Below are 21777 nucleotides of genomic sequence, written 5' to 3' on the forward strand. Positions count from 1 at the left end.
ACCCATTGCCAAAGATAAACCGATGAATGATCATCAAACACATGAATGATTTCGATTGGTCAGACCTGGATGCCCGCCTGCTGCAACTGCTGGTGGCGGTGGTGGAGGCGGGCAGCATCACCGGCGCGGCGCAGTCGCTGGGCGTCACGCAGTCGGCCGTGAGCCACCAGCTCGACAAGCTGCGCGCCATCACCGGCGACGCGCTGTTCGTGAAAAGCGGGCGCGGCATCGTGGCCACGGCGCGGGCGGGCGAGCTGGCCATGCAAGCGCGCGAACTGCTGCGCCAATTGCAGGGCTTTGCGCACACCGGGGCTTTCGACCCCGCGCGCTGGCAGACCACGATCACCATCGCCGCCAACGACTTCCAGCGCGACGTGCTGCTGCCCGCGCTGGCGCAGGTGCTGCGGGAGCAGGCGCCCGGCGTGGCGCTGCGCGTGATCCCCTCGGACATCCCGAGCCTGGAGATGCTGCGCGACGGCGTCTGCGACATCGCCATCAGCCCGCGCCCGCCCGAAGGCAGCGACATCGTGCAGAAGCGCATCTTCGAAGACCGGTACTGCGTCTATTACGACGCGGCGGTGCGCGAGGCCCCGGCCACGCTGGCCGACTACCTGGCCGCCGACCACATCACCGTGGTCTACGAACCCCGGCGCACGCTCTACCTGGACCGCACGCTCGCTGCCCAAGGCATCCACCGGCGCTTTGCCGTCATGGTGCCGGGCTTCGGCGGCCTGCCCACCTTCTTGCGAGGCAGCCCGCTACTGGCCACGGCGCCGGCCCTGCTGCACGACAGCTTCATGCGCGAATTCGCCCGCGCCGAGGTGCCCACGCCCTGCCCCACGCTGCCGATGTACATGATCTGGCACCGGCGCCACCAGGACGACGCGGCCCACCGCTGGCTGCGCGAACGGCTCGACGCGCTGGCGCCGGGCGCGACGGCCGGGGTGCCAAGCGTTGATCAGTTTTCCATGGCACCGGAGCGCCACCCCGACGCATGACGCAGGGGGGAGCACTTCACGCCGTCGGCGGGCGCTGCGCCTCGCGCCAGCGCTGCGGGCTCAGGCCCGTGCGGCGTTTGAAAAAGCGGGAGAAGTAGGCCGGGTCTTCAAAACCCAGCTCCAGCGCCAGGCTGGCCGCCGGCGCGGCGATGTAGACCAGCCGCCGGCAGGCCTCGCGCGTGAGGCGCTCGTGCACCAGCTCCAGCGCGCTGCGCCCGCTGCCCGCGCGCGCCAGGCGGTTGAGCCGCTGCGTGGACAACCCCAGGCGCGAGGCGTAGCGCTCCAGCGGCCAGTGCTCCAGAAAATGCTGTTCCACCAGCAGCAGGAAGCGCGTGAACAGCGCCTGGTGCTGGTGGGCGCGCTCGCCGCCCTCGCGGTGGCCCTGCTCGCTCGCGCGGGCCAGGCGCCAGACCACGGCCCGCGCCAGCCACTGCACCACCGGCGCGTCGGCCGAACCGGGCAAGGCGAACTCGGCGGCCAGCTCGCCGAGCTGCACGCTCAGGCGCTGGGCCTCGCCATCGTCGGGCGAAAAATGCAAGACCCCCGGCGCCGAGAAAAGTGCCTGGAACGCCTCGCCCACGGCCTGGAATTCGCCCTCCACCAGAAACCGGGCGCTGAGCGTGAGCACGCGGCCATCGGTTTCGGGCGCAAAAACAAAGCCGTGCACCACGCCCGGCGGCACCACGATGGCGGCCGGCCCGGCCACCGAGGCACGCCATTCGTCCAGCACCACCTCGGCCGAACCCCTCTGCAGCCAGAGGATCTGGTACAGCCCCTGGTGCACGTGGGGCTCGATCTCCCAGTGGTAGAGCCGGCTGCGCGATTCCACCGATTCGATGTGCAGCATGTCCTGGCCGGGTGCCGCGGCCTCGCCGTACAGCGCAAAACGCGGGATGGCCGCTGGCTGGCCGCGCGAGGGCCTGGTGCGTGGCGGGGGTTGGCTGGTTTTCGGCATGGCGGAGCACCTTGATCCAAAAGTACAAGAATTATCCCTGCTTAGTGCAGTGTCAATCGGAGCCGGGAGGCCTACAGTCCACCCCGGTTCCACCCACAGGAGACAAAAGCCATGAGCTTCCATTTCGATCCGTACTCGCCGGCCGTTGACGCCGACCCCTTCCCCTATTACAAGCATCTGCGCGACGAGGCACCCTGCTTCTGGAGCGAAGAAGCCCAGATGTGGGTCCTCTCGCGCTACGCCGACATCGTCTCCGCCGGCCAGGACTGGCAGACCTACTCCAGCGCCAGCGGCAACCTCATGACCGAGCTGCCCGGCCGCGCCGGCGCCACGCTCGGCAGCTCCGACCCACCGAAACACGACCGCCTGCGTGGCCTGATCCAGCACGCGTTCATGAAGCGCAACCTGCTCGCGCTGGAGGAACCGATGCGCGACATCGCACGGCAGGTCTTTGGCCAGCTGAAAGAGGTGAAGCAGTTCGACTTCAAGGACGTCTCGTCGCAGTTCACCGTCAAGGTGCTGATGGCCGCGCTCGGCCTGCCCATGGGCGAAGAGGCCATCGTGGACGAGCAGATCGTGCGCGACAACGCCGTGCTGATGGTGCAGAGCGACGCCCGCACCCGCGCCAAGGGCCCGGAACACATTGCCGCCTACAACTGGATGCAGGACTACGCGAGCCAGGTGATCGCGATGCGCCGCGCCGAGCCGCGCAACGACCTGATCAGCAACTTCGCGCTGGCCGAGATCGACGGCGACCGGCTGGACGACCGCGAGGTGCTGCTGACCACCACCACGCTGATCATGGCCGGCGTCGAATCGCTCGGCGGCTTCATGATGATGTTCGCCTACAACCTCGCCACGTTTGACGAAGCCCGCAAGGCCGTGGTGGCCAACCCCGAGCTGCTGCCCGACGCGATCGAAGAAAGCCTGCGCTTCAACACCTCGGCCCAGCGTTTCCGCCGCCGCCTGATGAAAGACGTGACGATGCACGGCCAGACCATGAGGGAAGGCGATTTCGTCTGCCTGGCCTACGGCAGCGGCAACCGCGACGAGCGCCAGTACCCCAACCCCGACGTGTACGACATCGGCCGCAAGCCGCGCGGCCACCTCGGTTTTGGCGGCGGTGTGCACGCCTGCCTGGGCACGGCCATCGCGCGCCTGGCGGTGAAGATCGCCTTCGACGAGTTCCACCAGGTGGTGCCCGACTACCGACGCGTGGCCGACCAGTTGCCGTGGATGCCCTCCAGCACCTTCCGCAGCCCGCTGGTGCTCGAACTCAGCGTCGCTTAAGCCGGCGGCCCCACCATCGCGCTGCCTTCAACCGGGCAGCGCCTTTCTGTTTTCTGGAGACACCATGGCAAACATCACCTTCGTCGAGGCCAACGGCCAGTCCACCACCCTCAACCTCGCCGACGGCTGGAGCCTGATGCAGGGCGCCACCGCCAACGGCGTGGACGGCATCGTGGGCGAATGCGGCGGTTCCTGCGCCTGCGCCACCTGCCACTGCTACGTGGACGAGCTGCTGGCCGGCGTGCTGCCCGCGCCCTCGCAGGGCGAGCTCGACATGCTGGAAAACGTGGTCGCCGAGCGCCGGCCGAACAGCCGTCTGGCCTGCCAGATCAAGGCCGGCCCCGCGCTGGAAGGCGGCGTGGTGCACCTGCCGGAATGCCAGGAATGAGCGCCGAAACCAGCGCGGCCGGCATCGTCATCGTCGGCGCGGGCCAGGCCGGCGTGATGACGGCCGAGGCCCTGCGCAGCGGCGGCTTTGAGGGCAGCATCACCCTGCTGGGCGACGAACCCCACGGCCCCTACCACCGCCCGCCGCTCTCCAAAGCCTGGATGGCCGGTGAGATGGACGCGGCCCAGCTGGTGATGCGCGCGCCCGAGATGCTGGCACGCAAGAACATCGGGCTGCGCACCGGCGTCAGCGTCAGAGCCATCGACCGCAGCGCCCAGACCGTGATCCTCGGCGACGGCAGCGCCCTGCCCTACACCGGCCTGGTGCTCGCCACCGGCAGCACGCCGCGCGCCCTGCCCCTGCCCGGCGGCGACGCGCCCGGTGTGCTGGCGCTGCGCACGCGCGACGACGCCAGCGCCATCGCCGACCGCCTGGCCGCCTGCATCGAACAGCAGCGCCCGGTGGTCGTCATCGGTGGCGGCTTCATCGGCCTCGAAGTGGCGGCCACCGCGCGCAAGAAAGGCCTGGCCGTCACCGTGCTCGAAGCCGCGCCGCGCCTGCTCGGCCGCGTGCTCGCGCCGGCGCTGTCCGACTGGTACGCCGAGCTGCACCGCAGCCACGGCGTGCAGCTGATGCTGGGTGCGCAGGTCGCCGCCCTCGAAACCGGCCCCGACGGCGCGGTCAGTGGCGTGAGACTGGCCGACGGCAGCGTCGTGCCCGCGGGCCTGGTGGTGGTGGGCATCGGCGTCAGCGCCAACGACCAGCTCGCCCAGGCCGCCGGGCTCGTTTGCGACCGTGGCATCGTGGTCGACGCCTGCGGCCGCACCAGCGACCCGTTCATCGTGGCCGCGGGCGACTGCACCGCGCGCCGCCTGGCGGACGGCAACCTGCTGCGGCTCGAATCGGTGCAAAACGCCACCGAGCAGGGCAAAAGCGCCGCCGCCGCGCTGCTCGGACAAGAGCGCCCCTTCACCGCCACGCCCTGGTTCTGGAGCGACCAGTACGACAAGAAGCTGCAGATGGCCGGCCTCTCCATGGGCGCGGACGCCTGGGCCGTGCGCGGCGACATGGCCGCCGGCACGTTCACCGTCTACCACTTCAAGGGCGAGCAACTCATTGCCGCCGACAGCGTCAACGCCAGCAAAGACCACCTGCTGGTGCGCAAGCTGCTGGATGCCGGCGTTTCGCCCACGCGCGAGCAGGCGGGCGATGTGGCGTTTGATCTGGCGAGCTTGCTGGTGAAGTGAGCGGGGGCGCGGGGCTCAGGCGGCACACACCATAAGGAGCCTTCACGCGACTTCACCGCCAGCTCGGCAAAGCCGGTGGTAGGCGGATGGGGAGGGATGGCATTGGGGTCCTCCTGCGCAACCCATTCAGACCTCCTCGATCACATCAGCACCCAGGTCGCCCGCGATCAGCTTGAACTGCTCCAGCGCCGCCTGCAGGTCTTCCACGATCTCCTGCGCGATCACGCCCGGTGCCGGCAGGTTGTCGCTGTCGGCCAGGCTGTCGTCCTTGAGCCAGAAGATGTCGAGGCTTGCCTTGTCGCGCGCCACGATGTCATCAAAGCTGTAGGCGCGCCAACGGCCTTCCGGACCCGTTGAGCCTGTCGAAGGCTCCGCGCTCCAGGTGGCTTCCCGCTGATTGCGGTTGGCGGTGTTGTAGAGCTTGACGAACTCTTCAAGGTCTGCGCGCCTGAGCGGGTTGGTCTTGAGCGTGAAGTGCTTGTTGGTGCGCAGGTCGTAGATCCAGAGCTTCTTCGTCCACGCCGTTTCGCTCGCCGGCTTCTTGTCGAAGAACAGCACGTTGGCCTTCACGCCCTGCGCGTAAAACAGGCCGGTGGGCAGGCGCAGCAGTGTGTGCAGGTCGCACTCCTGCAGCAGCCGGCGGCGAATGGTCTCGCCCGCACCGCCTTCAAACAGCACGTTGTCGGGCAGCACCACCGCCGCGCGGCCGTTGGTGGCGAGCAGCGTCTTGATGTGCTGCACAAAGTTGAGCTGCTTGTTGCTGGTGGTGGCCCAGAAATCGTCGCGCTCGATGATGTCTTTTTCGGTGCTCGTGCGGCCGTCTTCGCCCACGATCACCGTGCTGCTCTTCTTGCCAAACGGCGGGTTGGCCAGCACCACATCAAAGCGCGCGCCAGGGTCTGCACCCAGCGCATCGCCCACCACCACCGGCACCGACTTTTCGGAGCCGATGCCGTGCAGCATCAGGTTCATGGCGCACACCCGTGCCGTGGCCTGCACCAACTCGTAGCCGGTGAACGCCTTTTCCTTCAGGTGCTTGAGCTGGTCGCGCGTCAGGTTCTTGTGGTGCGCGGTGATGTGGTTGTGAGCGGTGAACAGAAAACCGCCCGTGCCGCAGGCCGGGTCGCAAATCGTTTCGCCCGGCTGCGGCGCGATGCAGTCCACCATGGCCTGGATGAGTGCGCGCGGCGTGAAGTACTGGCCAGCGCCGCTCTTGGTGTCTTGCGCGTTGCGCTCCAGCAGGCCTTCATACGCATCGCCCTTCACGTCCGCACCCAGGATGGTCCAGGTCTCGGCGTCGATCAGGTCCGCCACCACGCGGCGCAGCTTGGCTGGGTCCTGGAACTTGTTTTGCGCCTTGGCAAAGATCAGCCCCAACGTGCCGCGCTCCATGCCCAGCCGATCCAGCGTGTGGCGGTAGTGGTCAAACAGCGAATCGCCATCGCGCGCCAGCAGCGTGGGCCAGCCGTAGCCCTCCGGCACGATGCTCGGCTGGTTGTGCGGCGGCTGGCTGCGCTCGTGGGCCATCTTCAGGAACAGCAGGTAGGTGAGCTGCTCCACGTAGTCGCCATAACTCATGCCGTCGTCGCGCAGCACGTTGCAGTAGTTCCAGAGTTTCTGGACGAGGGAATGGGTGTTGGTGTTCATGTCGGTTTCAACCCTTGGGGGCGGGCTTGGGTGGTCTTGGCGTATTGGGGTCGAGGATGGCGGCCAGCCTGTCCATGGCCATGCCCCGTTCTCGGGCGCGCCCCACGCGCAATGCGTCAAAGAGGGCCAGCATCTCATAGAGCTTGGCATCTTGAGTGGCCGCAAACGGTACGTTGGGATGCAGGGGCTCAATGCCCAGCCCTCGAACCTGGCCGTTCGGGTGAGGCCATACGTAGTCGTTTGAGCCGGGAGCAAACACGCCGGCAAAAGCGGGGGCGCTGTGGCTGGTTGGAACGCCAACAGCCATTGGAGTCCGGTCGGGCACAAAGACGAAGCGCGCGCCGTGAATGACGAACTCCGCAAGAAAGCGGTCGTGCGGGCGAACCGGATTGCCAGAGGCATTTGCCTGTGGCCCCCGGCGTCGACGGGGCTTCACCGGGTAGATGTCCTGGCTCAGTAGCGCTGCACGAGCCCCCTCATCCGACAGGTCCGCAGTGGCGTTCTCCAGCAACAAACCGGATCGCAGACATCGTTGCACACCCGCGTGTGCCTCGGACGCGCTCAGCCCCAGTTCTTTGGCCAGCCGTGCATAAGTCCACCGCTCGCTGCCGAGGGCAACCAGCTTGAGCGCAACCAGCAAGTCTTGGGGTTTCAGCAACATTGATCTTTATTCGCGAATTGCGAATAAATTCTAACGCAACCGAGACAGATTTGATCCAACTGCCACGATCACGTGATCTCTCGGCTTCTCAATCGCCAGAGGACTGAGGCACCTTCTTGGTCCGTTTGGCGGAGGGCTTGCGAGCACCCACCTTGGCAACTGGCTCTCCTTTTGGCAAGGCCAAGTCCGAAAACGACACCGATGGCAACAGAAATGGCCCGTGCACCGAGCGGCTGGTGATGGTCACAACCAGCTCCCGAACCGCTCCAAAAAGCAGGGACACGCCATTCACCATTGCACGCACCCGTCTTTCTTCTGCCTGCCCTTCCGCCTGAACCAGATGCATGCGAACCAACCCACGCGCATTGACCTGAACCAAGTAAGGCGCCTGTTCGTCGGCCTTGGGGCCAACCTTCAGCAATAAGCGGACACCGTAGTCAGAATACTTTTCTTCCTCAGCAAACAGCTCGATACCGACCTCGGCCGAAATGTTCAGCTTTCCGGGGAAAAACACCAAGGTCGGGGAGACATCCGGGTCGGCCTTGTAGCCCTGAACAGGCTGCACCGATACACCGTCAAAAACGTACTCCAGCAGTTGCAAAGGACTAAGCTGCACAGGCTTCCTCCAACACCACGAATTCGTGGTTCGAAGCGTCGAACGTCAGACCCATGTGCTGAACCTCATACGCGCCGTGAAAGCGCTCTTGAACCGGCTTCATGGTCTTGCGGCTCATCCAGGACTGAACGTCGGGCTCGTCCTTCATCTCCAAGGTCAGCGCCGTGCGCTGACTCCAGGGTTGCGATGCAGCCGATACATCGGCTTTGCGAAACACCGTGTCGAACGTGTACCCGAGTGCTCCAGCCACTGCCGCGATGGTTTGCACCGTGATGTTTTCTTGCCCGGAAAGCACCTGCGATACGCGCGCCCGGCTCCACCCCAGCTTGCGCGCCAGATCGGCACGCGAAACGCCAGCGTGATTCAGCAGCAGTGTCAGGTCGGCTGCCACGTCCACGGCCTTCAGCTCTTCGGCCAGGCCTTCGTGCGCGGCAATCAGTTCGCCAAACAAGGGTTTGTGTGCCATATCTTGTACTCGCTCATTTCAAATCCACTGGATACCGTCCCCAGATTGGGACGCCTTCAAAAAATCCACCACGGCCTGTTTGGCCCGGTTCTTCTCTTTGTCCGACAACGCATCTTTGCGCTTGGCCAACGCATCAGCCAGCAAAACCACTTTGCCGCTGGCGTAATAAAACAGGATGCGGATGTCGCCATGCCTGTACCGCCAAACCGTCTCTTCCTTCTGCGTCACATCACAAAAGAATGGCGCGAAGGCCTCATGTACCGTCTTCTTGTCGACCAGCTGATCAAACGGCTTGCCAAGCTGCGCCAGCTTCACAAAGTGCCTCAAGCCCTTGAACGCCGCCTTCTGATCGTTTGCCTTCAGCGCCTGCAAGGCCTCGAAGATCACCGCGCTCTCACGGCGTTCTCCGTCTGAACAAAAAGAAACCGGACGGAACCGCCCTTCTGCCAAGGGAGCCCCCTTGGTATCTGGAAAATCATCCAGCCTGATTTCGGTCAGAAAGTAAGATTGTTTAGGCAAAGCTTAACACCTCGAAATCCTCGGAGAACACAGAGATACCCCGAAGACCCTCCGCTTTTGTGGAATTTGTTGGCGCACCACACTGGATTTTCATACAGAAATCAGCTTTGACAGGGAGGTGTCGGCTCACGCCCCAGCCTCCGCCTCCTGCAGTGACTTCAGTGTCCGCCCCTGCGCGTCTTTCCATTCGATGCGTCCGTTGGCAGGGCGGCCCAGCACCACAGCCGCTGCCGTGCTGGGCGAGGTGAAGCTGTAGTCCTGCGTGAAGCGGTACAGCCCGTCAGCCAGCGCCAGCACGCCGTTGGAGATCAGATCCTGCCGCACGTCGAACATGCCGCGCACATGCTGCTGCATGGAAGGCACCGACTCGGGCACCGCCTGCGAACCTGCCTTCACCACAAAGCCCTGGCTCGCCTCGTAGCCGCTGGCCAACACGCCCTTGCCCTTGCAGCTGAGCAGCGGACTCGCCTTGGCGGCAACAGCCGGCGCCGACTCAAACGCATGCACCCCCAGCACCGGCAGCATCCCCAGCATGTGGCTGAGAAACACCTCCATGTCCGCCCGGTCGGCCTCGCTCAGGGTGGGTTCGCCAGGAAAGTTGCCGTTGTCCAGCGGCACGCGCTTGGCCGCGCGGGCCAGCGCGACCAGCCGCGCCTCCAGAAACTGCACATGCGCCTTGTTCAGCAGCCCGCCCACCGCCACAAAGCCGATGGCGCGGGTCCAGAAGTCTTTCTTCGACTGGTGGTCTTGCAGGCGCGGGAGGATCGGGTCGCCCTCGCCCACGTAGAGCAACTCCCCCTCGCCGTCTGGTCGCGGGCCAAGCAATAGGTACACCCCGGTCTGTTGCAACTCGGGCCGGGTCTTCACTTGCGGTAGTAAGGCGCGCGGGAACACGACGGCGCGGGCACTGGCGTTGAAGCGATCGACGATGCGCAGTCCGTCGGGGTCGCCGTCGGCGACGAAGATGCGGAGGGAGAATGGGATCATCTGAGATGGGACCTTTAACGTTCATCGCAAACAAAGGAGTGCCCACGAGACTCCAGCTCCTTCGCAAGGCGGTAGACACCACATTTCGCAAAGAACGGGAGCTCTTGAAGTGTCTTTCCAAGAGGGACGAGACACAAATTCCAGTCACCATGCCTCGGCCTGCTGCTTACCCAAGCGGTATTCATAGTCGGATTGTGCTTTTTCACGACCTCCGCAAGAGCTGCTCGGAATTTTGGATCAGCAGCAAAAAACAACTCCGAAGTCCGTCGAATCTGCTCTGCAAGATGACTCATGTGACTCGAGTTCACAGCAATCTTTACAAAATATAGAGTTCTAGTAGTCGGATCCATCAAGTCACAAAACTCAAACTTCGACTGACCTCCACCAAAGTGAACAAGTTTTGCGTCAAAGTGCACCATGTTTCCAGTAACGTTTCGCGAGTTATAGACCCCTTCGTGTTCTGGCGCAGCCCAAGGAAGCAAGCGCTGCGGAGGCAGATTATTTGCCAAGACCTTCAACTTCGAAATTACGTCATTTGCGAAATTTGAATTCGTTTGATACCAAGTGCCCTGCGACAAGACGTAGGGGCGAATCACTCCGGCCGCGTCGGTCAAGGAGGCCTCGAAAGCCAAGCAGCTGTAGATGTCAGTGCTGTAAAGCTCTTCGCCATTGGCATCCAAAGCGTGCACAGCGGTTGACCTTGCAGACACTAGGCCTGCCCCTATGCCTTGCGACTTGAGCAAACTATCCCAAACACCGCGCATGAGATACGGGGCACCACTGCGCGAACCTCCCTTAGGCTTTCGCGGTAAATTTCCGATGGCAAATAGCGATGCCAATTGCTCATCGTCGCGACGCGGTCCGCTATTCACCAGCAATGGCGAAGCAGGGCTTGTTGGGCCAGAAAGGGCCGCATCCAACAAATCGTCCAATGTTGCTATGAGGGCACCATCCCTCACCCTTACCAAATTGTCAACTTCAGGCCAGTTTTTTTGATAATCCTTGCTGCCGTAAAGAGTCAGAGCCTCCTCCAGTGCATCAAAGAGATTCCGAATATCGATTTTCAGACGAAGACTCGTTCCACCGCATACCGATGAACCGAGGTGTTTGGCATTCTCGGGAACCCCTTCAACTACACCGAGCAAGTCCCGATCGAAATCCAATCCAAACGCAGTCCGACTAGAGGACACTGGGGCACGCTCACTGGAAACGTGTCGGCGAGCGAATACTTGTTCAGCCTTGAGCTCAATTAACTTGTCATGAGGAATCGCGTTCAGTGCGACTTGGCGCCCGAAATCAGGCTCCAGCCATTCGTCATTCAATCGAAGCCAACCTGTGCCGAACGAAACCGCAAACATTCTGCTGCTCAAATTGAGCAACATTAATCCCCCAGCGACTTGAGAGGTAATTTCTTCGACGTCAGATCCAGGTGCTAAAAGAGCTTTAACTTCCGACCACCATTTCGGCTCGGAGGGATCCGACGGCAAAGCATAAAAGCTACCCTCCACCCCTTCGGGACCCGATATAGCTACGCCTGAACGTCCCGTGAATGTCTTCTTCAATTCATCGACCTGTGTCGTGCGGACCAGATAGATACTCACTGGTGTTTTGACACTGTCTGTATTCGATGCTTTTGCATTCTTCATACGTCTCCCTTTTTAAGTACCTAATGGCGAAAGGCGGCCCCCAACGTCGCCTGTCTCAGCGCCTCCGCGCGCTGGAGATTGGTGTCGACTTCGGCTTCGACTTCTCGGAGGATGGACAGGCGCCGATCAACCTCGGCGACGATGCGACCCTGCTCAGCCAATGGCGGCAGCGGCACACAAAGTGGTTCGATGTCCTTGTTGTTGATCTGGGGAATATTTGACCCGTCTGACAGCTTGCCCAAATCAACTCCATCGAACCAAACAAAAAAGTAGGCGGCAACAGAATCAATCGGTGTCAGCCCCATGACATTCAGATCCGCACAACCCGCGCCATCCAAGCGACGCTTCTTGTTCGTAGCAATTGCACCACCGCGCTTTGGAAACAGAACCGTCTGTTCTGGAAAAAGACGAAGGCCAAGCCTTGCGACGTCCGATCTAGACAGCCAAGCATCGGCATGCCGAAGGAAATACTGGTTATCTGGATGATTCATATCACCCACTTTGAACCATGGAACATCCCCGTCTGCCCTTGCCGCATCCAGTACACCTGCTGGAGTATTCCCACTTGCGATGTCCGCGACCAGCGGGACCATGGCAACAGCCCATCCATCAGGTGCTGCCACATCGGAGCAAGGAGCACCCTTGTGCTCGATAAGACGTCCGCGCCTATCTCGTCTTGTTTCAGTCAAACGCCGCAATAGCTGTTCTCCGGTCTCGTAGCTGCGGCCTTCGCGGTGGGCGAGGCTGGCTTCGGTTTCTACGAGGCGGCCTTCGACGGCGGCTTTGAGGACGGCGGCTTTGTAGCGTTTGAGGTTGGCCTTGACGCGCTGGAGGCTGGCGACGGCTTCGTCGAGGCGGGAGAACTGCTTTTCGATCTCGGCGACGATGCGGCGCTGTTCGTCCAGCTCGGGCAGTGGAATCAACTTGTCTTGCAAAAAGGCGGAGGGCACACGACGCAGCCCGACCGCGCCGGTCATGTGCCGCGCTGCCTCTTTGCGAAAGCTGGAACTGGAAACGAAGTGATAGAGGTAACTTGAGTCCACTCCCTCACGCGGGCGCAAAACGTGAAACTCTGTGGAACCAAAGCCCTGGCCATTGCTCAGGTTGCGCGCCACGGCCATCTTGCCGTTCTCCATGCAAGGCGTGACTTTGGCGAACAGCACATCTCCACTGCGAAACGCCGTATAACCCTTCTTGACCTCGGCATAGGGGCGAGTCGTGCTCACGTCAATTCTCCCGTTGGCCGCGCCCACTGAGGCCATGGGCACAAACGAAACCAGCGTGTCGTCTGACAGCAGGAAGCGGTCTACTTTGGGGTTGATCTCAGCCGCTTCGCTCAACGGAACGCGCTTCACAGCAACGGCTTCTGCCACTTCACTCACGCCGCCAACTCCCGATTCAACGTCTCAATCACCACCGGCAGCTCCGCCCCAAACAGCTGGTGCACCTTGCCCAGACCGCCTTCCTGTTCAAAGGGGGCGTAGCTGAAGTCTTCAATGTCGATGCCGAGGTTGGCGGCGATGTGGTCGCGGATCATTTCTAGCCAATGGAGTTGTTCGGGGGTGAAGGGGGAATGCGGGGAGCCCTCACCCCTGCCCTCTCCCGCAAGCGGGAGAGGGAGTGAATTCGGGGAGTCCTCTCCCGCTTGCGGGAGAGGACGTTGAGATTGCTGGGCCAGCCATGCTTTGAAGTTGGCTTGCACGCGTTCAGGGTAGGGCACGAGTTCGTTGTCTTGCTGCATGGCGAAGCGCACCAGGCTCACCAGGTCGGTGAGCAGGCGGCGCTGGCTGGTGCCTTTGACGCGGGTCTTGTTCAGCGCGGCGTAGGCCTGCCAGAGGGCGGACTCGTCAATGAGATGCGGCGGGCTGTGCAGGGCGTCGGCCAGGGCCTTGATGTCTTCGAACTTCAGCGGTGCGCGGGTGGGCCGGTTGTAGAGAATTTGCAGGGCGGTGATTTCGTCTTTGTGCTGTGCGATGAAGGCTTCGAAGCTTTGCACCAGTTCTTTGGCGCGGTCGCTGCCTTCGGCAAAACCGGCGTGCAGCAGGCTGTCTTGTGTGACGGTGTCGATGACCAGATCGGCTTTCTGCCTGAGCTTGAGGATGAGTTCGCGCAGGGTGGGGTTGGTGAAGGGTTGGGCGGCTTGTTGCAGGCGCGATGCTTGTGCGAAGGCGCTGCCCTCACCCGCAGCGGGAGAGGGAGTGGAGTCATCGTCTTCAGCATTGAGGGCCTGCACGATGCCTCGGGCCAGGTCGCGCAGGCTGTGGCCGCCACTGGCTTCGATGATGCGGGCCTGATCGGCTTTGTCCAGGTCTTTGTCGAGCCGGCTCAGGCGGGCGGCCACGCTGGAGAGCACTTCGTCTTCCACATTGCCCAGGGCCACGGCTTGCAGCAGTTTGTCGAGCGGCACACTCTTTTTCTGGTCCATGGGGCGGCTGTCTGTCTTGTCGCGTTCGCACACGCCCACGCAGTCGACGATGACGAAGTGGTCTTTGCGCAGGTGCTCGCCGGGGTTGACCTGCATGAGGTCGGTGGGGTTGCAGATGCGCACGCCCCGCCCTTTCATCTGTTCGAAGAAGCTGCGGCTTTTCACGGAGCGCATGAACATGACGATTTCGACCGGCTTGATGTCGGTGCCGGTGGCGATCATGTCCACGGTCACGGCCACGCGCGGGTAGTAGGCGGTGCGGAAGTCTTTGATGAGCTGTTCGGGGCTGGTTCCCGTGGTGCGGTAGGTGATTTTCTGGGCGAATTCGTTGCCGCGGCCAAACTCTTCGCGCAGGATTTCGACGATCTTTTCGGCGTGGTTATCGTCTTTGGCAAAGATGAGGGTCTTGGGCAGTTCCTGGCGGTTGGGGAACAGGTCCACGTTCCATTTGTCGCGCAGGGTGCGCACCACGGTGCGGATCTGGTCGGGCGTTTGCACGGCGCGGTCGAGCTCTTCGGGGCGGTATTCAAAGTCGTCGTCGAGCTGCCAGGCGGTTTTGCGGCGGGTGGCTTTGTCTTGGGTTTCCAGCCAGTAGCCTTTGTCCACCTTGGCGCCTGCTTCGGTGACTTCGGTCTTGATGCGGTAGACGTCGTAGTTGACGTTCACACCGTCCGCCACGGCCTGGGCGTGGCCGTATTCCATGACGAGGTTCTGGTTGAAGAAGCCGAAAGTCTGTTTGTTGGGTGTGGCGGTGAGGCCGATGAGGTACGCGTCGAAGTACTCCAGCACCTGGCGCCACAGGTTGTAGATGCTGCGGTGGGCTTCGTCGGTGACGACGATGTCGAAGCTCTCGATGGGGATGGCCGGGTTGTAACCGATGGGCTCGGGGTCTTTGAACAAATCACCCTCACCCCTGCCCTCTCCCGCAGGCGGGAGAGGGAGAAAAGAGACCTCGTCGTCTTCTTCAGCCAGCTCGCGGCCCTTGAGCATGCTGAACATGCGCTGGATCGTGCAGATGACCACGCGGGCGCTGCCGTCGAGTTGGCTGCTTTGCAGGTGCTGGACGATGAACTCTTCGCCGAACTTGTAGGCGTTGTGCGGGGAGGCGTAGGCGTCGAACTCTTTCTTGGTCTGGCGCGCGAGGTTGCCACGGTCCACCAGAAACAGCACGCGCCGCGCGCCGCCAAACTTGATGAGCCGGTAGATGAAGCTGATGGCGGTGAAGGTCTTGCCGCTGCCGGTGGCCATCTGGATAAGCGCCTTGGGCTTGTTGGCGGCGAGACTGATTTCCAGGTTCTGAATGGCCTTGATCTGCGCGGGCCAGAGCTGGTAGCTGGCGCCGCCCTGGCCCCATTCGGTGACCAGCGGGGGCATGTGTTGCAAGCGGGCGAGGAAGGTGCCCGACGGGGCCAGCAGTGCCGATGCAGGTTCACCAGTGGGCACGGTGCCTGCCGCCAGCACATGGGCAGATGGCGGCACCGCAGCTTGCAGCCATGCGAAAAGCAGTTCGGGCCGGAAGAAGGCAAACAGCGCTCTGGCGCGCGGCGAAGGATCGAGCCCGTTGGTGAAGCGGGTTTCCACACCCGTGGACTCGAGCACAAAGGGCAGAGGCCGGCGCCAGGCGGGCAAAGTGGCCGGCAGGCCCTGGGCGTAGCGGGCGCTCTGCACCTCCACGCCGCTGAGGGTGGCGCCTTCTTTCTTGGCTTCGATCACGCCGCAGGCTTTGCCGTTGACGTAGAGCAGGTAGTCGGCGAAACCGTGACCGGGGTTGAGCGGGAACTCGCGGATGGCGACGCCTTTGACGGCGCCGTCGCCCGCATGGATGTTGGCGTTGGCCACATCGCAAACGTGCCAGCCCGCCTGCGTGAGCAGCGCGTCGATGGTCTGGCGGGCGCGGGCCTCGGGCGTCATGGGTGGCGGTTTTGTTGTTGTTTCCTCTTGTTGCATTCTAGGGGCCGCCACCGGGCCTCTAGACCAACCGCGCGAGCGCCTCCACCCCCACTGGCTGCTCCGGCAACCAAGGCAGCACAAACGTCCGCTTCGCCAGCCCGCCCGCAATCCGCTCCGTCTGCCGGATCTCCCCCGCCAGCCGCGCCCGCAGCAGCGGGTCTGTCGTTCCGGTGGCGGCGATGCTTTTGTTGATGACCCAGGCCCAGGGTTCGATCTGGGCGCGGCGCAGGTCGTCCTGCAGCGCGGCGGCCTGGCTGACGGGGGTGACTTCGGGCAGTGTGACGATGATCACGCGCGTCATGCTGGCGTCTTGCAGGCGCATGAGCGGCGTGATGATGTGCAGGCCTTTGCCCTCTGCCTTGCCTTCGTACTGCCGCGTCATCTGGCGGTGGTAAGCGCCGGTGGCGTCCATGAGCAGCAGGCTGTGGCCGGTGGGGGCGGTGTCGAGCACCACGAAAGCGCTGCGCGCTTCGTTGACCACGCGGCTGAAGGCATGGAACACGGCCACTTCTTCGGTGCAGGGTGATTGCAGGTCTTCGAGCAGCAGGGCCTGGCCTTGTTCGTCCAGCGCCTTGCCGCGCGTGGCCATGATCTTGGCGATGTAGGCGGCGGTCTCGGCCTTGGGGTCGATACGGCCGACCTTGAGGTCTTGGAGGCTGCCGTTCAGCGCCTCGGCCACGTGGGCCGCCGGGTCGGTGGTAGTGAGGTGCACGCTGTGGCCACGCTGCACCAGGCCCACGGCGAGCGCGGCGGCAATCGTCGTCTTGCCCACGCCGCCTTTGCCCATGACCATGATGAGGCCGTGGCCGATGGCGGCGAGCTCGTCGGCCATTCTGGACAGCGGCTCGGCGGGCAAGGGGTCAGGACTGGGTGAGGGTTGGGCAAGCCCTTCGACAGGCTCAGGGCGAACGGATGTTGGTGCAGCGCCATCGAGCAGCGCCCGCAGCGCCGGCAGGCCCACGGTGTCGAAGGCGCGCAGCGGCACTTCGTCGCGCGGCAGGCGCGCGAGCGCGTCGGGCATTTCGTTCAGGGCCTGGCGGCCGAGGGCTTCGATGGCGTTGGCGATGGGGTCGCTGGCGCTGATGGCGTGGAACACGCCGTTGACCGCCAGACGCTGGTTGGCCAGGCCGAGCTGGCGCAGTTCTTCAGCGGTGCGCGCGGCTTCCTGCATGGGGCGCGGGTCGGGCCGGGTGACGAGCACCACGGTGGTGAGCTTGGGATCGCTCAGGGCCTGCAGCGCGGCCTTGAAGCGCGCTTCCTGCATCTTCAGGCCCGAGTGCGGGCCCAGGCACGAAGCGCCGCGGTCGTTGCCGGCGAGGAAACCGGTCCAGGCCTTGGGCAGGCTCAAGAGGCGCAGGGTGTGGCCGGTGGGCGCTGTGTCGAAGACCACATGGGCGTAGCCCCCGTCGATGCCCTCGCCCGCCAGCAGCGCGGCGAATTCGTCGAAGGCGGCGATCTCGGTGGTGCAGGCGCCCGAGAGCTGTTCGCGCACGGTCTGGCGCTCGTCGTCGCTGGCTCTGGCTTCGAGCTGTGCGAGCACGCGCTGGCGGTAGGCCTCGGCGGCGGTGTCGGGGTCGATGTTGAGCATCTGCAAGCCCGGCACACCGGGCACGGCCACCGGCCGGTTGGACAGCGGCACGCCGAGCATTTCGTCCAGGTTGGACGCGGCGTCGGTGCTGACCAGCAGCACCTGCTGGCCCGCATCGGCCAGCGCGATGGCGGTGGCGGTGGAGAGCGAGGTTTTCCCAACCCCACCCTTGCCTGTGAAAAACAGGAAACGCGTGGGCGCGGTGGCGAAGCCGGGGAGCGTGGGGGTGTTCATGCCCGCAGCATCGCATACCCCCGGCCCGCCGACCATGACGCACAACAAGCCAGGGGAAGCTGCGGCGTCCACTCCACTTCAGTTTTCTATGGTGCCGGAGCGCCACCCGCGCCGTATGAAACGGCCCAACCCAGGGCACCGCCGGGCCGGCTTTGCCGGACGGCCAGTGCCGCCCCCGTTGAGGGGGGTGACGCGAAGCGGCGCGGGGGGTGTTTCATCCTAGCGGGCGGGCTGCTTGGGCGAGCGCATGAAAGGCGACTCGACCCACATCTGCCAGTAGAACTGGATGGGACCGGTGATGCCGTTGACGTTGGTGCGGTAGGCCACGGGCTCGAAGAATTGCCCGAGGATGCCCACGGCCGCGTCGTCGACGATGCGCTGCTGCACTTTCTCGGCCGCGGCCTTGCGGTCGGCGGGCGTCATGGCCCGGGCGAAGGCGGCGCGCTGGGCTTCGAGCTCGGCGTCTTTGAGCCAGCCGAACCAGCCGGTCTCGGGATCGCCCGAGTAGGCGATGGTCGAGGGGTCGATCAGGTCACCGGCGAGCCACCAGGTGTGGAACATGCTCCAGCCCCCGTCTTTCACCGGCCCCCGGTTCACGCGGCGCTGCGTGAGCTCGGCCCACGGCATGTTCTGCACCTGCACCGTCATGCCCATGGCGTGCAGCTTGCCAGCGGTGACCTGCGTGAGGGCCGAGATCACCGGGCTGTCCACCGGGTTGAGGATCACCACCGGTGTGCCGTCGTACTTGGCGTCCTGCAGGGCCTTGCGGGCCGCGTCCAGGCCGGGCGCTTTCATGGCGGCGCTGCCCGCGTCGTTGGACAACGGGGTGCCGCAGGGGAAGATGGAGTAGCAGGTGCGCCAGTACTTGGGGTCCCCCAGCGCGGCGAGCATGTAGTCCTCCTGCTGCATCACCATGAGGACCGCCCTGCGCACAGCCACGTTGTCAAACGGGGGCTGCAGCATGTTGAAGCGCGCCATGGCGATGTTGCCCAGCGGATCGGTGGAGTTCACCACGATCTTTTCCTTGCCTTCGAACCGGGGCAGCACCCGGGCCGGGGGCGACTCGATGTAGTCCACATCGCCGCGGATCAGCGCCTCGGCCATGTCCTCGGGCGTGTCGTGGTAGATCCACTCGATGCGGTCGGCCTGACCGGCCTTGTTGCCCGCGGCCATCGACAGCGGCTCCGTGCGTGGCACGTAGTCCTTGTTCTTGAGATAGACCGTCTTGAAGAAGGGGTTCGACTGTGCCCAGCTGTATAGATAAGGGCCGGACCCGACCTTGCTCTTGATCGGCTTGAAGGGGTCGGTTGCAGCGACCGCCTTGGGCATCATGAAAGGCACGTTGGCCGACACCTTCGCCAGCGTCTGCAGCACCTGGCCGTTGGGCTCGCGCAGTTTCAGGGTGAAGCTGCGGGCGTCCTGGGCGGTGAGGCTTTCGACATCGCGAAACAGCAGCTGCCCCGCGCCATCGCGCTTGCCCCAGCGCTGCAACGAGGCCACGCAGTCCTCGGCGGTCACGTCGGTGCCGTCGTGCCACTTCAGGCCTGCGCGCAGGGTGAAGGTCCAGGTCTTGTTGTCGGCCGAGACGGTCCACTGGTCCACCATCTGTGGCTGGGGCTCGAAGTTTTCGTCCATCGCGAACAGGGTGTCGTAGATCAGGTAGCCGTGGTTGCGCGTGATGTACGCGGTGGTCCACACCGGGTCATAGACCTTGAGTTCGGCGTGGGGCGCCACGCGCAGCACGTTGGCGCAGCCCGTCAGCACCAAGGGCACGGCCAGAACGGCCAGCGCCAATGCGGATCTTCTTTCCAACTTCATCTTCATGATGGCCTCCATCAGGGTTGACACAAAACAAAACCCTCCAAGCCGCCCACGTCCTCAACCCGGTGGGGCTGGATCAAAGGACAGCAGACGGAAGGTAAGAACCCCGGTCGCAAACTCGGCCTGGAGCTTCACAAACCCCCGCAGGGGCGCAAACCGACACGTGAGCCTGTGCGGCCCCGACGCATCGGGTGTCTGCAGCGTGCTCACCCACGCCAGCGTCGAACCGCTCACGCCGGTGTCCACGACGACGGCGCAGGTGCAATTGACGACGGGAAACGGATGGGGCCGGTAAGGCGCCAACAGCAGCGACCAGGGCCGCCACCAGCCGCCGCCGGGCACCACCGGTGCAACGTCGCTCCATTGGGTGCCCACGCGCACCGCATACGGGATGGAAACAGCCCCCATCGCCAGCAAGCGCAGCAGCGGCGCGCTCGCGTCGTCCAGTGCCATGACGCGCAGTGCATCGGGATCGAGGCCCAGCACTAGGCGCCCCCCTTGTGGGCCCGCGTCCAGCACTTGCTCGCCCAGGCTGTCGATACGCACCTGGAGCTGCTGCATGCGGGCCGGCCCGGGATGGAACGCACGCGGGATGTCGCCCTCCACCTCGCTGGTCCAGACCGCGGTGCCCGGGGCCATGCCGACCAGGGTGCCGTAGACCGCGGGATTGGCCTGGGCCTGGGCCAGGATCTCCCCCTCGGGGGGGACCGCCGAAGCGTGCCAGCGCGTCAGTGCGCTGCCGGGCGCCTCGGCGGTGAAATAGTTGGCCAGCCGGAACGGGCGCGTGGCCGCACCGGGCTCGGGTGAGCCCTGCAGATGCAGGTGCAGGTGCGGCACCGGTGAACGCCCGGAATTGCCCACCCGGCCGAGGTAGCTGCCGGTCTCGACCCGGGCCCCCGGCACCACCGCCACCGTGCCCAGCTGCAGGTGCGCGAGCATGGCCCAGCCGCCAGCGTCCAGGCGGATCACCACATGGTTGCCCCACTTTTCGGCGTAGTTGCAGACGCCCAGCGGGTTGTCGGCCACACCGTCGTGCACCCGCTCGACCATGCCGGGCGCCGGTGCCGTGACGGCGGCCCCCCAGATCGAACCGGCCACTGCCTCGGCCGCGGGGGAGCGCTGAAAGTCCAGCGCATGGCGGTACATGCCCATATGGCTGGTGCGCCCATCAAAGCCCTGGGCGATCTGCAGTTCACCGGCCACGGGCACGGCAAACAGCGGCACGGTGCGACCGTAGCGCGCGTGCCAGCAAGCTTCTTTCCACCAACGCTGTTCGGGCGGCTCGCCCGGCGTGGCGTTGCGCTCCACGATGGCCCGCTCGCCAGCGAGCGTGAGCGCGCCCATGCCCACCCAGATGGCCAGCGCCGAAGACATCGGCAGGTAGCTGGCGGCCGACCAGCCCAGCACATACTGCAGCACCAGCCCGAAGAAGGCGGTGAGCGCGCCGGCCACGGCGGCCACCGGCAGGCTCAGCCGCCCCGGCAGGAAGATCACCGCGCCCAGCGCCATACCGGCAATGAAATAGTTGTACGACAGCGGCAGCCAGACAAAACTCAGCCCCAGCCGCTGGAAGCCCAGCGACAGCACCACCCCCCCGATCCAGCCCGCCAACCCGGCCAGGAACATGGCGCGCGACCACATCACCACCGCGATGCACACCAGCACGCCGGCCACGGCATGCGGCGAGTACATGAGCGATGCCATGGAACGCAGGAAGCTGCCCAGCCAGCCCTGGGCATCGGTCGGCACCGGCCAGACCGGCAGGGTGTAAGCCGCGCGCACGGTGCAATCCGGGCAGACACTGAACAACATCGCCGCGACCAGGCAATAGCCCCAGAGCAGCACGGGCAGGAAGCTGCGCGCCAACATGCGCATGAGGGCCGCGGTCACCAGCGCCGCAGCGATCGCCGCAGCGGCGGCCAGCACCAGTTGCTGCGCCCAGGGCATGCCCGTGGGGCTGCTCATCCAGCCCGAGACCACCGCTGTCAGCAGCGCATTGGCCTTGATGCCACCCCCCAGACCCGGCGCGTCCTGGATGCGCAGGACCCACTGGACCAGCACGCCCGACAGCAGACCGCACAGCGCGAACAAGGCCAACGCCGGGCTGCTCAGCAACGCGCCCCAGAGCAGCAGCCCCAGCCAGGGCCGCCCGATGAAAAAGACGCTGCCCAGCGCCTGCCCGAAGGCCTCGACCCAGCCCCGCACCGACGCACGCAGGGCCCGCAACGTGGCGCCTGTCGGTGCGGCGGCTTCGGCGCGCACGGCGATGGGGGGCGATTGGGCTGTGTTCACAGGACTACCCTTCGTGCTGCGCATTGCGGGGCTGAGCGCCTTCGGAA

Annotated in this window: 17 protein-coding genes; 4 read left to right on the top strand and 13 right to left on the bottom strand. The window is 64.5% G+C overall.

Annotated features, from left to right (window positions below; translation table 11 throughout):
- The first annotated feature begins 26 nt into the window (after nucleotides 1–26).
- On the top strand, nucleotides 27–998 hold the full coding sequence (locus tag KIH07_RS19920; protein WP_226493618.1) for a LysR family transcriptional regulator: 972 nt from the start codon (nucleotides 27–29) through the stop codon (nucleotides 996–998).
- Nucleotides 999–1014: 16 nt separating this feature from the next.
- Here the strand turns inward: KIH07_RS19920 and KIH07_RS19925 are convergent, their stop codons facing one another.
- Nucleotides 1015–1953, bottom strand: coding sequence for a helix-turn-helix domain-containing protein (locus KIH07_RS19925; RefSeq protein ID WP_226493619.1), 939 nt, complete (start codon nucleotides 1951–1953; stop codon nucleotides 1015–1017).
- A gap of 111 nt (nucleotides 1954–2064) precedes the next feature.
- Here KIH07_RS19925 and KIH07_RS19930 point away from each other — a divergent pair, with 111 nt between their 5' ends.
- The 3 genes from KIH07_RS19930 (at nucleotide 2065) to KIH07_RS19940 (ending at nucleotide 4878) form a co-directional block, all read left to right on the top strand.
- Entirely contained in the window at nucleotides 2065–3243 is a 1179-nt protein-coding gene (locus KIH07_RS19930) for a cytochrome P450 (protein WP_226493620.1), read from the top strand.
- A gap of 64 nt (nucleotides 3244–3307) precedes the next feature.
- Nucleotides 3308–3631, top strand: a complete 324-nt coding sequence (locus KIH07_RS19935) for a 2Fe-2S iron-sulfur cluster-binding protein (RefSeq protein ID WP_226493621.1) — start codon at nucleotides 3308–3310, stop codon at nucleotides 3629–3631.
- Nucleotides 3628–4878: an NAD(P)/FAD-dependent oxidoreductase gene (locus KIH07_RS19940; protein ID WP_226493622.1), complete on the top strand. Its 1251-nt coding sequence runs from the start codon at nucleotides 3628–3630 to the stop codon at nucleotides 4876–4878. Before KIH07_RS19935 ends, KIH07_RS19940 begins: the two co-directional genes overlap by 4 nt.
- Before the next feature lie 126 nt (nucleotides 4879–5004).
- Here KIH07_RS19940 and KIH07_RS19945 read toward each other — a convergent pair whose 3' ends face one another.
- The 12 genes from KIH07_RS19945 to KIH07_RS20000 all read right to left on the bottom strand — a co-directional run bounded on the left by KIH07_RS19945 (nucleotide 5005) and on the right by KIH07_RS20000 (nucleotide 21730).
- Entirely contained in the window at nucleotides 5005–6525 is a 1521-nt protein-coding gene (locus tag KIH07_RS19945) for a class I SAM-dependent DNA methyltransferase (protein WP_226493623.1), read from the bottom strand.
- Nucleotides 6526–6532: 7 nt separating this feature from the next.
- Nucleotides 6533–7186 (bottom strand): hypothetical protein, encoded by a 654-nt coding sequence (locus tag KIH07_RS19950; RefSeq protein ID WP_226493624.1) that lies wholly within the window; start codon nucleotides 7184–7186, stop codon nucleotides 6533–6535.
- Between the two features lie 88 nt (nucleotides 7187–7274).
- Nucleotides 7275–7787, bottom strand: coding sequence for a protein-export chaperone SecB (locus KIH07_RS19955; protein ID WP_226493625.1), 513 nt, complete (start codon nucleotides 7785–7787; stop codon nucleotides 7275–7277).
- A 4-nt stretch (nucleotides 7788–7791) separates the two neighbouring features.
- On the bottom strand, nucleotides 7792–8268 hold the full coding sequence (locus KIH07_RS19960) for a helix-turn-helix domain-containing protein (protein ID WP_226493626.1): 477 nt from the start codon (nucleotides 8266–8268) through the stop codon (nucleotides 7792–7794).
- A gap of 18 nt (nucleotides 8269–8286) precedes the next feature.
- Nucleotides 8287–8787: a hypothetical protein gene (locus KIH07_RS19965; RefSeq protein ID WP_226493627.1), complete on the bottom strand. Its 501-nt coding sequence runs from the start codon at nucleotides 8785–8787 to the stop codon at nucleotides 8287–8289.
- 126 nt (nucleotides 8788–8913) lie between these two features.
- Nucleotides 8914–9774, bottom strand: coding sequence for a GIY-YIG nuclease family protein (locus tag KIH07_RS19970; protein WP_226493628.1), 861 nt, complete (start codon nucleotides 9772–9774; stop codon nucleotides 8914–8916).
- A 14-nt stretch (nucleotides 9775–9788) separates the two neighbouring features.
- Entirely contained in the window at nucleotides 9789–11420 is a 1632-nt protein-coding gene (locus KIH07_RS19975; RefSeq protein ID WP_226493629.1) for a TIGR04141 family sporadically distributed protein, read from the bottom strand.
- 20 nt (nucleotides 11421–11440) lie between these two features.
- Nucleotides 11441–12802, bottom strand: coding sequence for a restriction endonuclease subunit S (locus tag KIH07_RS19980; protein ID WP_226493630.1), 1362 nt, complete (start codon nucleotides 12800–12802; stop codon nucleotides 11441–11443).
- Nucleotides 12799–15756 carry a type I restriction-modification enzyme R subunit C-terminal domain-containing protein gene (locus KIH07_RS19985; RefSeq protein ID WP_226493631.1) on the bottom strand — a complete coding sequence of 986 codons (2958 nt, stop codon included), beginning with the start codon at nucleotides 15754–15756 and terminating at the stop codon, nucleotides 12799–12801. Before KIH07_RS19985 ends, KIH07_RS19980 begins: the two co-directional genes overlap by 4 nt.
- A 58-nt stretch (nucleotides 15757–15814) precedes the next feature.
- Nucleotides 15815–17617, bottom strand: coding sequence for an arsenical pump-driving ATPase (gene arsA, locus KIH07_RS19990; protein WP_226493632.1), 1803 nt, complete (start codon nucleotides 17615–17617; stop codon nucleotides 15815–15817).
- A 219-nt stretch (nucleotides 17618–17836) separates the two neighbouring features.
- Entirely contained in the window at nucleotides 17837–19441 is a 1605-nt protein-coding gene (locus tag KIH07_RS19995; RefSeq protein WP_226493633.1) for an ABC transporter substrate-binding protein, read from the bottom strand.
- A gap of 54 nt (nucleotides 19442–19495) precedes the next feature.
- A complete protein-coding gene (locus KIH07_RS20000; RefSeq protein WP_226493634.1) occupies nucleotides 19496–21730 on the bottom strand; it encodes an urea transporter in 2235 nt (744 codons plus the stop codon).
- Nucleotides 21731–21777 lie beyond the last annotated feature (47 nt).

Source organism: Hydrogenophaga taeniospiralis (assembly GCF_020510445.1).
Taxonomy (GTDB): Bacteria; Pseudomonadota; Gammaproteobacteria; order Burkholderiales; family Burkholderiaceae_C; genus Hydrogenophaga.

Coding starts and splice junctions, on each gene's coding strand:
- KIH07_RS19970 (WP_226493628.1), bottom strand. CDS start 9,774: ATGATCCCATTCTCCCTCCGCATCTTCGTCGCCGACGGCGACCCCGAC.
- KIH07_RS19975 (WP_226493629.1), bottom strand. CDS start 11,420: ATGAAGAATGCAAAAGCATCGAATACAGACAGTGTCAAAACACCAGTG.
- KIH07_RS19920 (WP_226493618.1), top strand. CDS start 27: ATGATCATCAAACACATGAATGATTTCGATTGGTCAGACCTGGATGCC.
- KIH07_RS19950 (WP_226493624.1), bottom strand. CDS start 7,186: ATGTTGCTGAAACCCCAAGACTTGCTGGTTGCGCTCAAGCTGGTTGCC.
- KIH07_RS19940 (WP_226493622.1), top strand. CDS start 3,628: ATGAGCGCCGAAACCAGCGCGGCCGGCATCGTCATCGTCGGCGCGGGC.
- KIH07_RS19960 (WP_226493626.1), bottom strand. CDS start 8,268: ATGGCACACAAACCCTTGTTTGGCGAACTGATTGCCGCGCACGAAGGC.
- arsA (WP_226493632.1), bottom strand. CDS start 17,617: ATGAACACCCCCACGCTCCCCGGCTTCGCCACCGCGCCCACGCGTTTC.
- KIH07_RS19945 (WP_226493623.1), bottom strand. CDS start 6,525: ATGAACACCAACACCCATTCCCTCGTCCAGAAACTCTGGAACTACTGC.
- KIH07_RS19925 (WP_226493619.1), bottom strand. CDS start 1,953: ATGCCGAAAACCAGCCAACCCCCGCCACGCACCAGGCCCTCGCGCGGC.
- KIH07_RS19930 (WP_226493620.1), top strand. CDS start 2,065: ATGAGCTTCCATTTCGATCCGTACTCGCCGGCCGTTGACGCCGACCCC.
- KIH07_RS19995 (WP_226493633.1), bottom strand. CDS start 19,441: ATGAAGATGAAGTTGGAAAGAAGATCCGCATTGGCGCTGGCCGTTCTG.
- KIH07_RS19935 (WP_226493621.1), top strand. CDS start 3,308: ATGGCAAACATCACCTTCGTCGAGGCCAACGGCCAGTCCACCACCCTC.
- KIH07_RS19985 (WP_226493631.1), bottom strand. CDS start 15,756: ATGACGCCCGAGGCCCGCGCCCGCCAGACCATCGACGCGCTGCTCACG.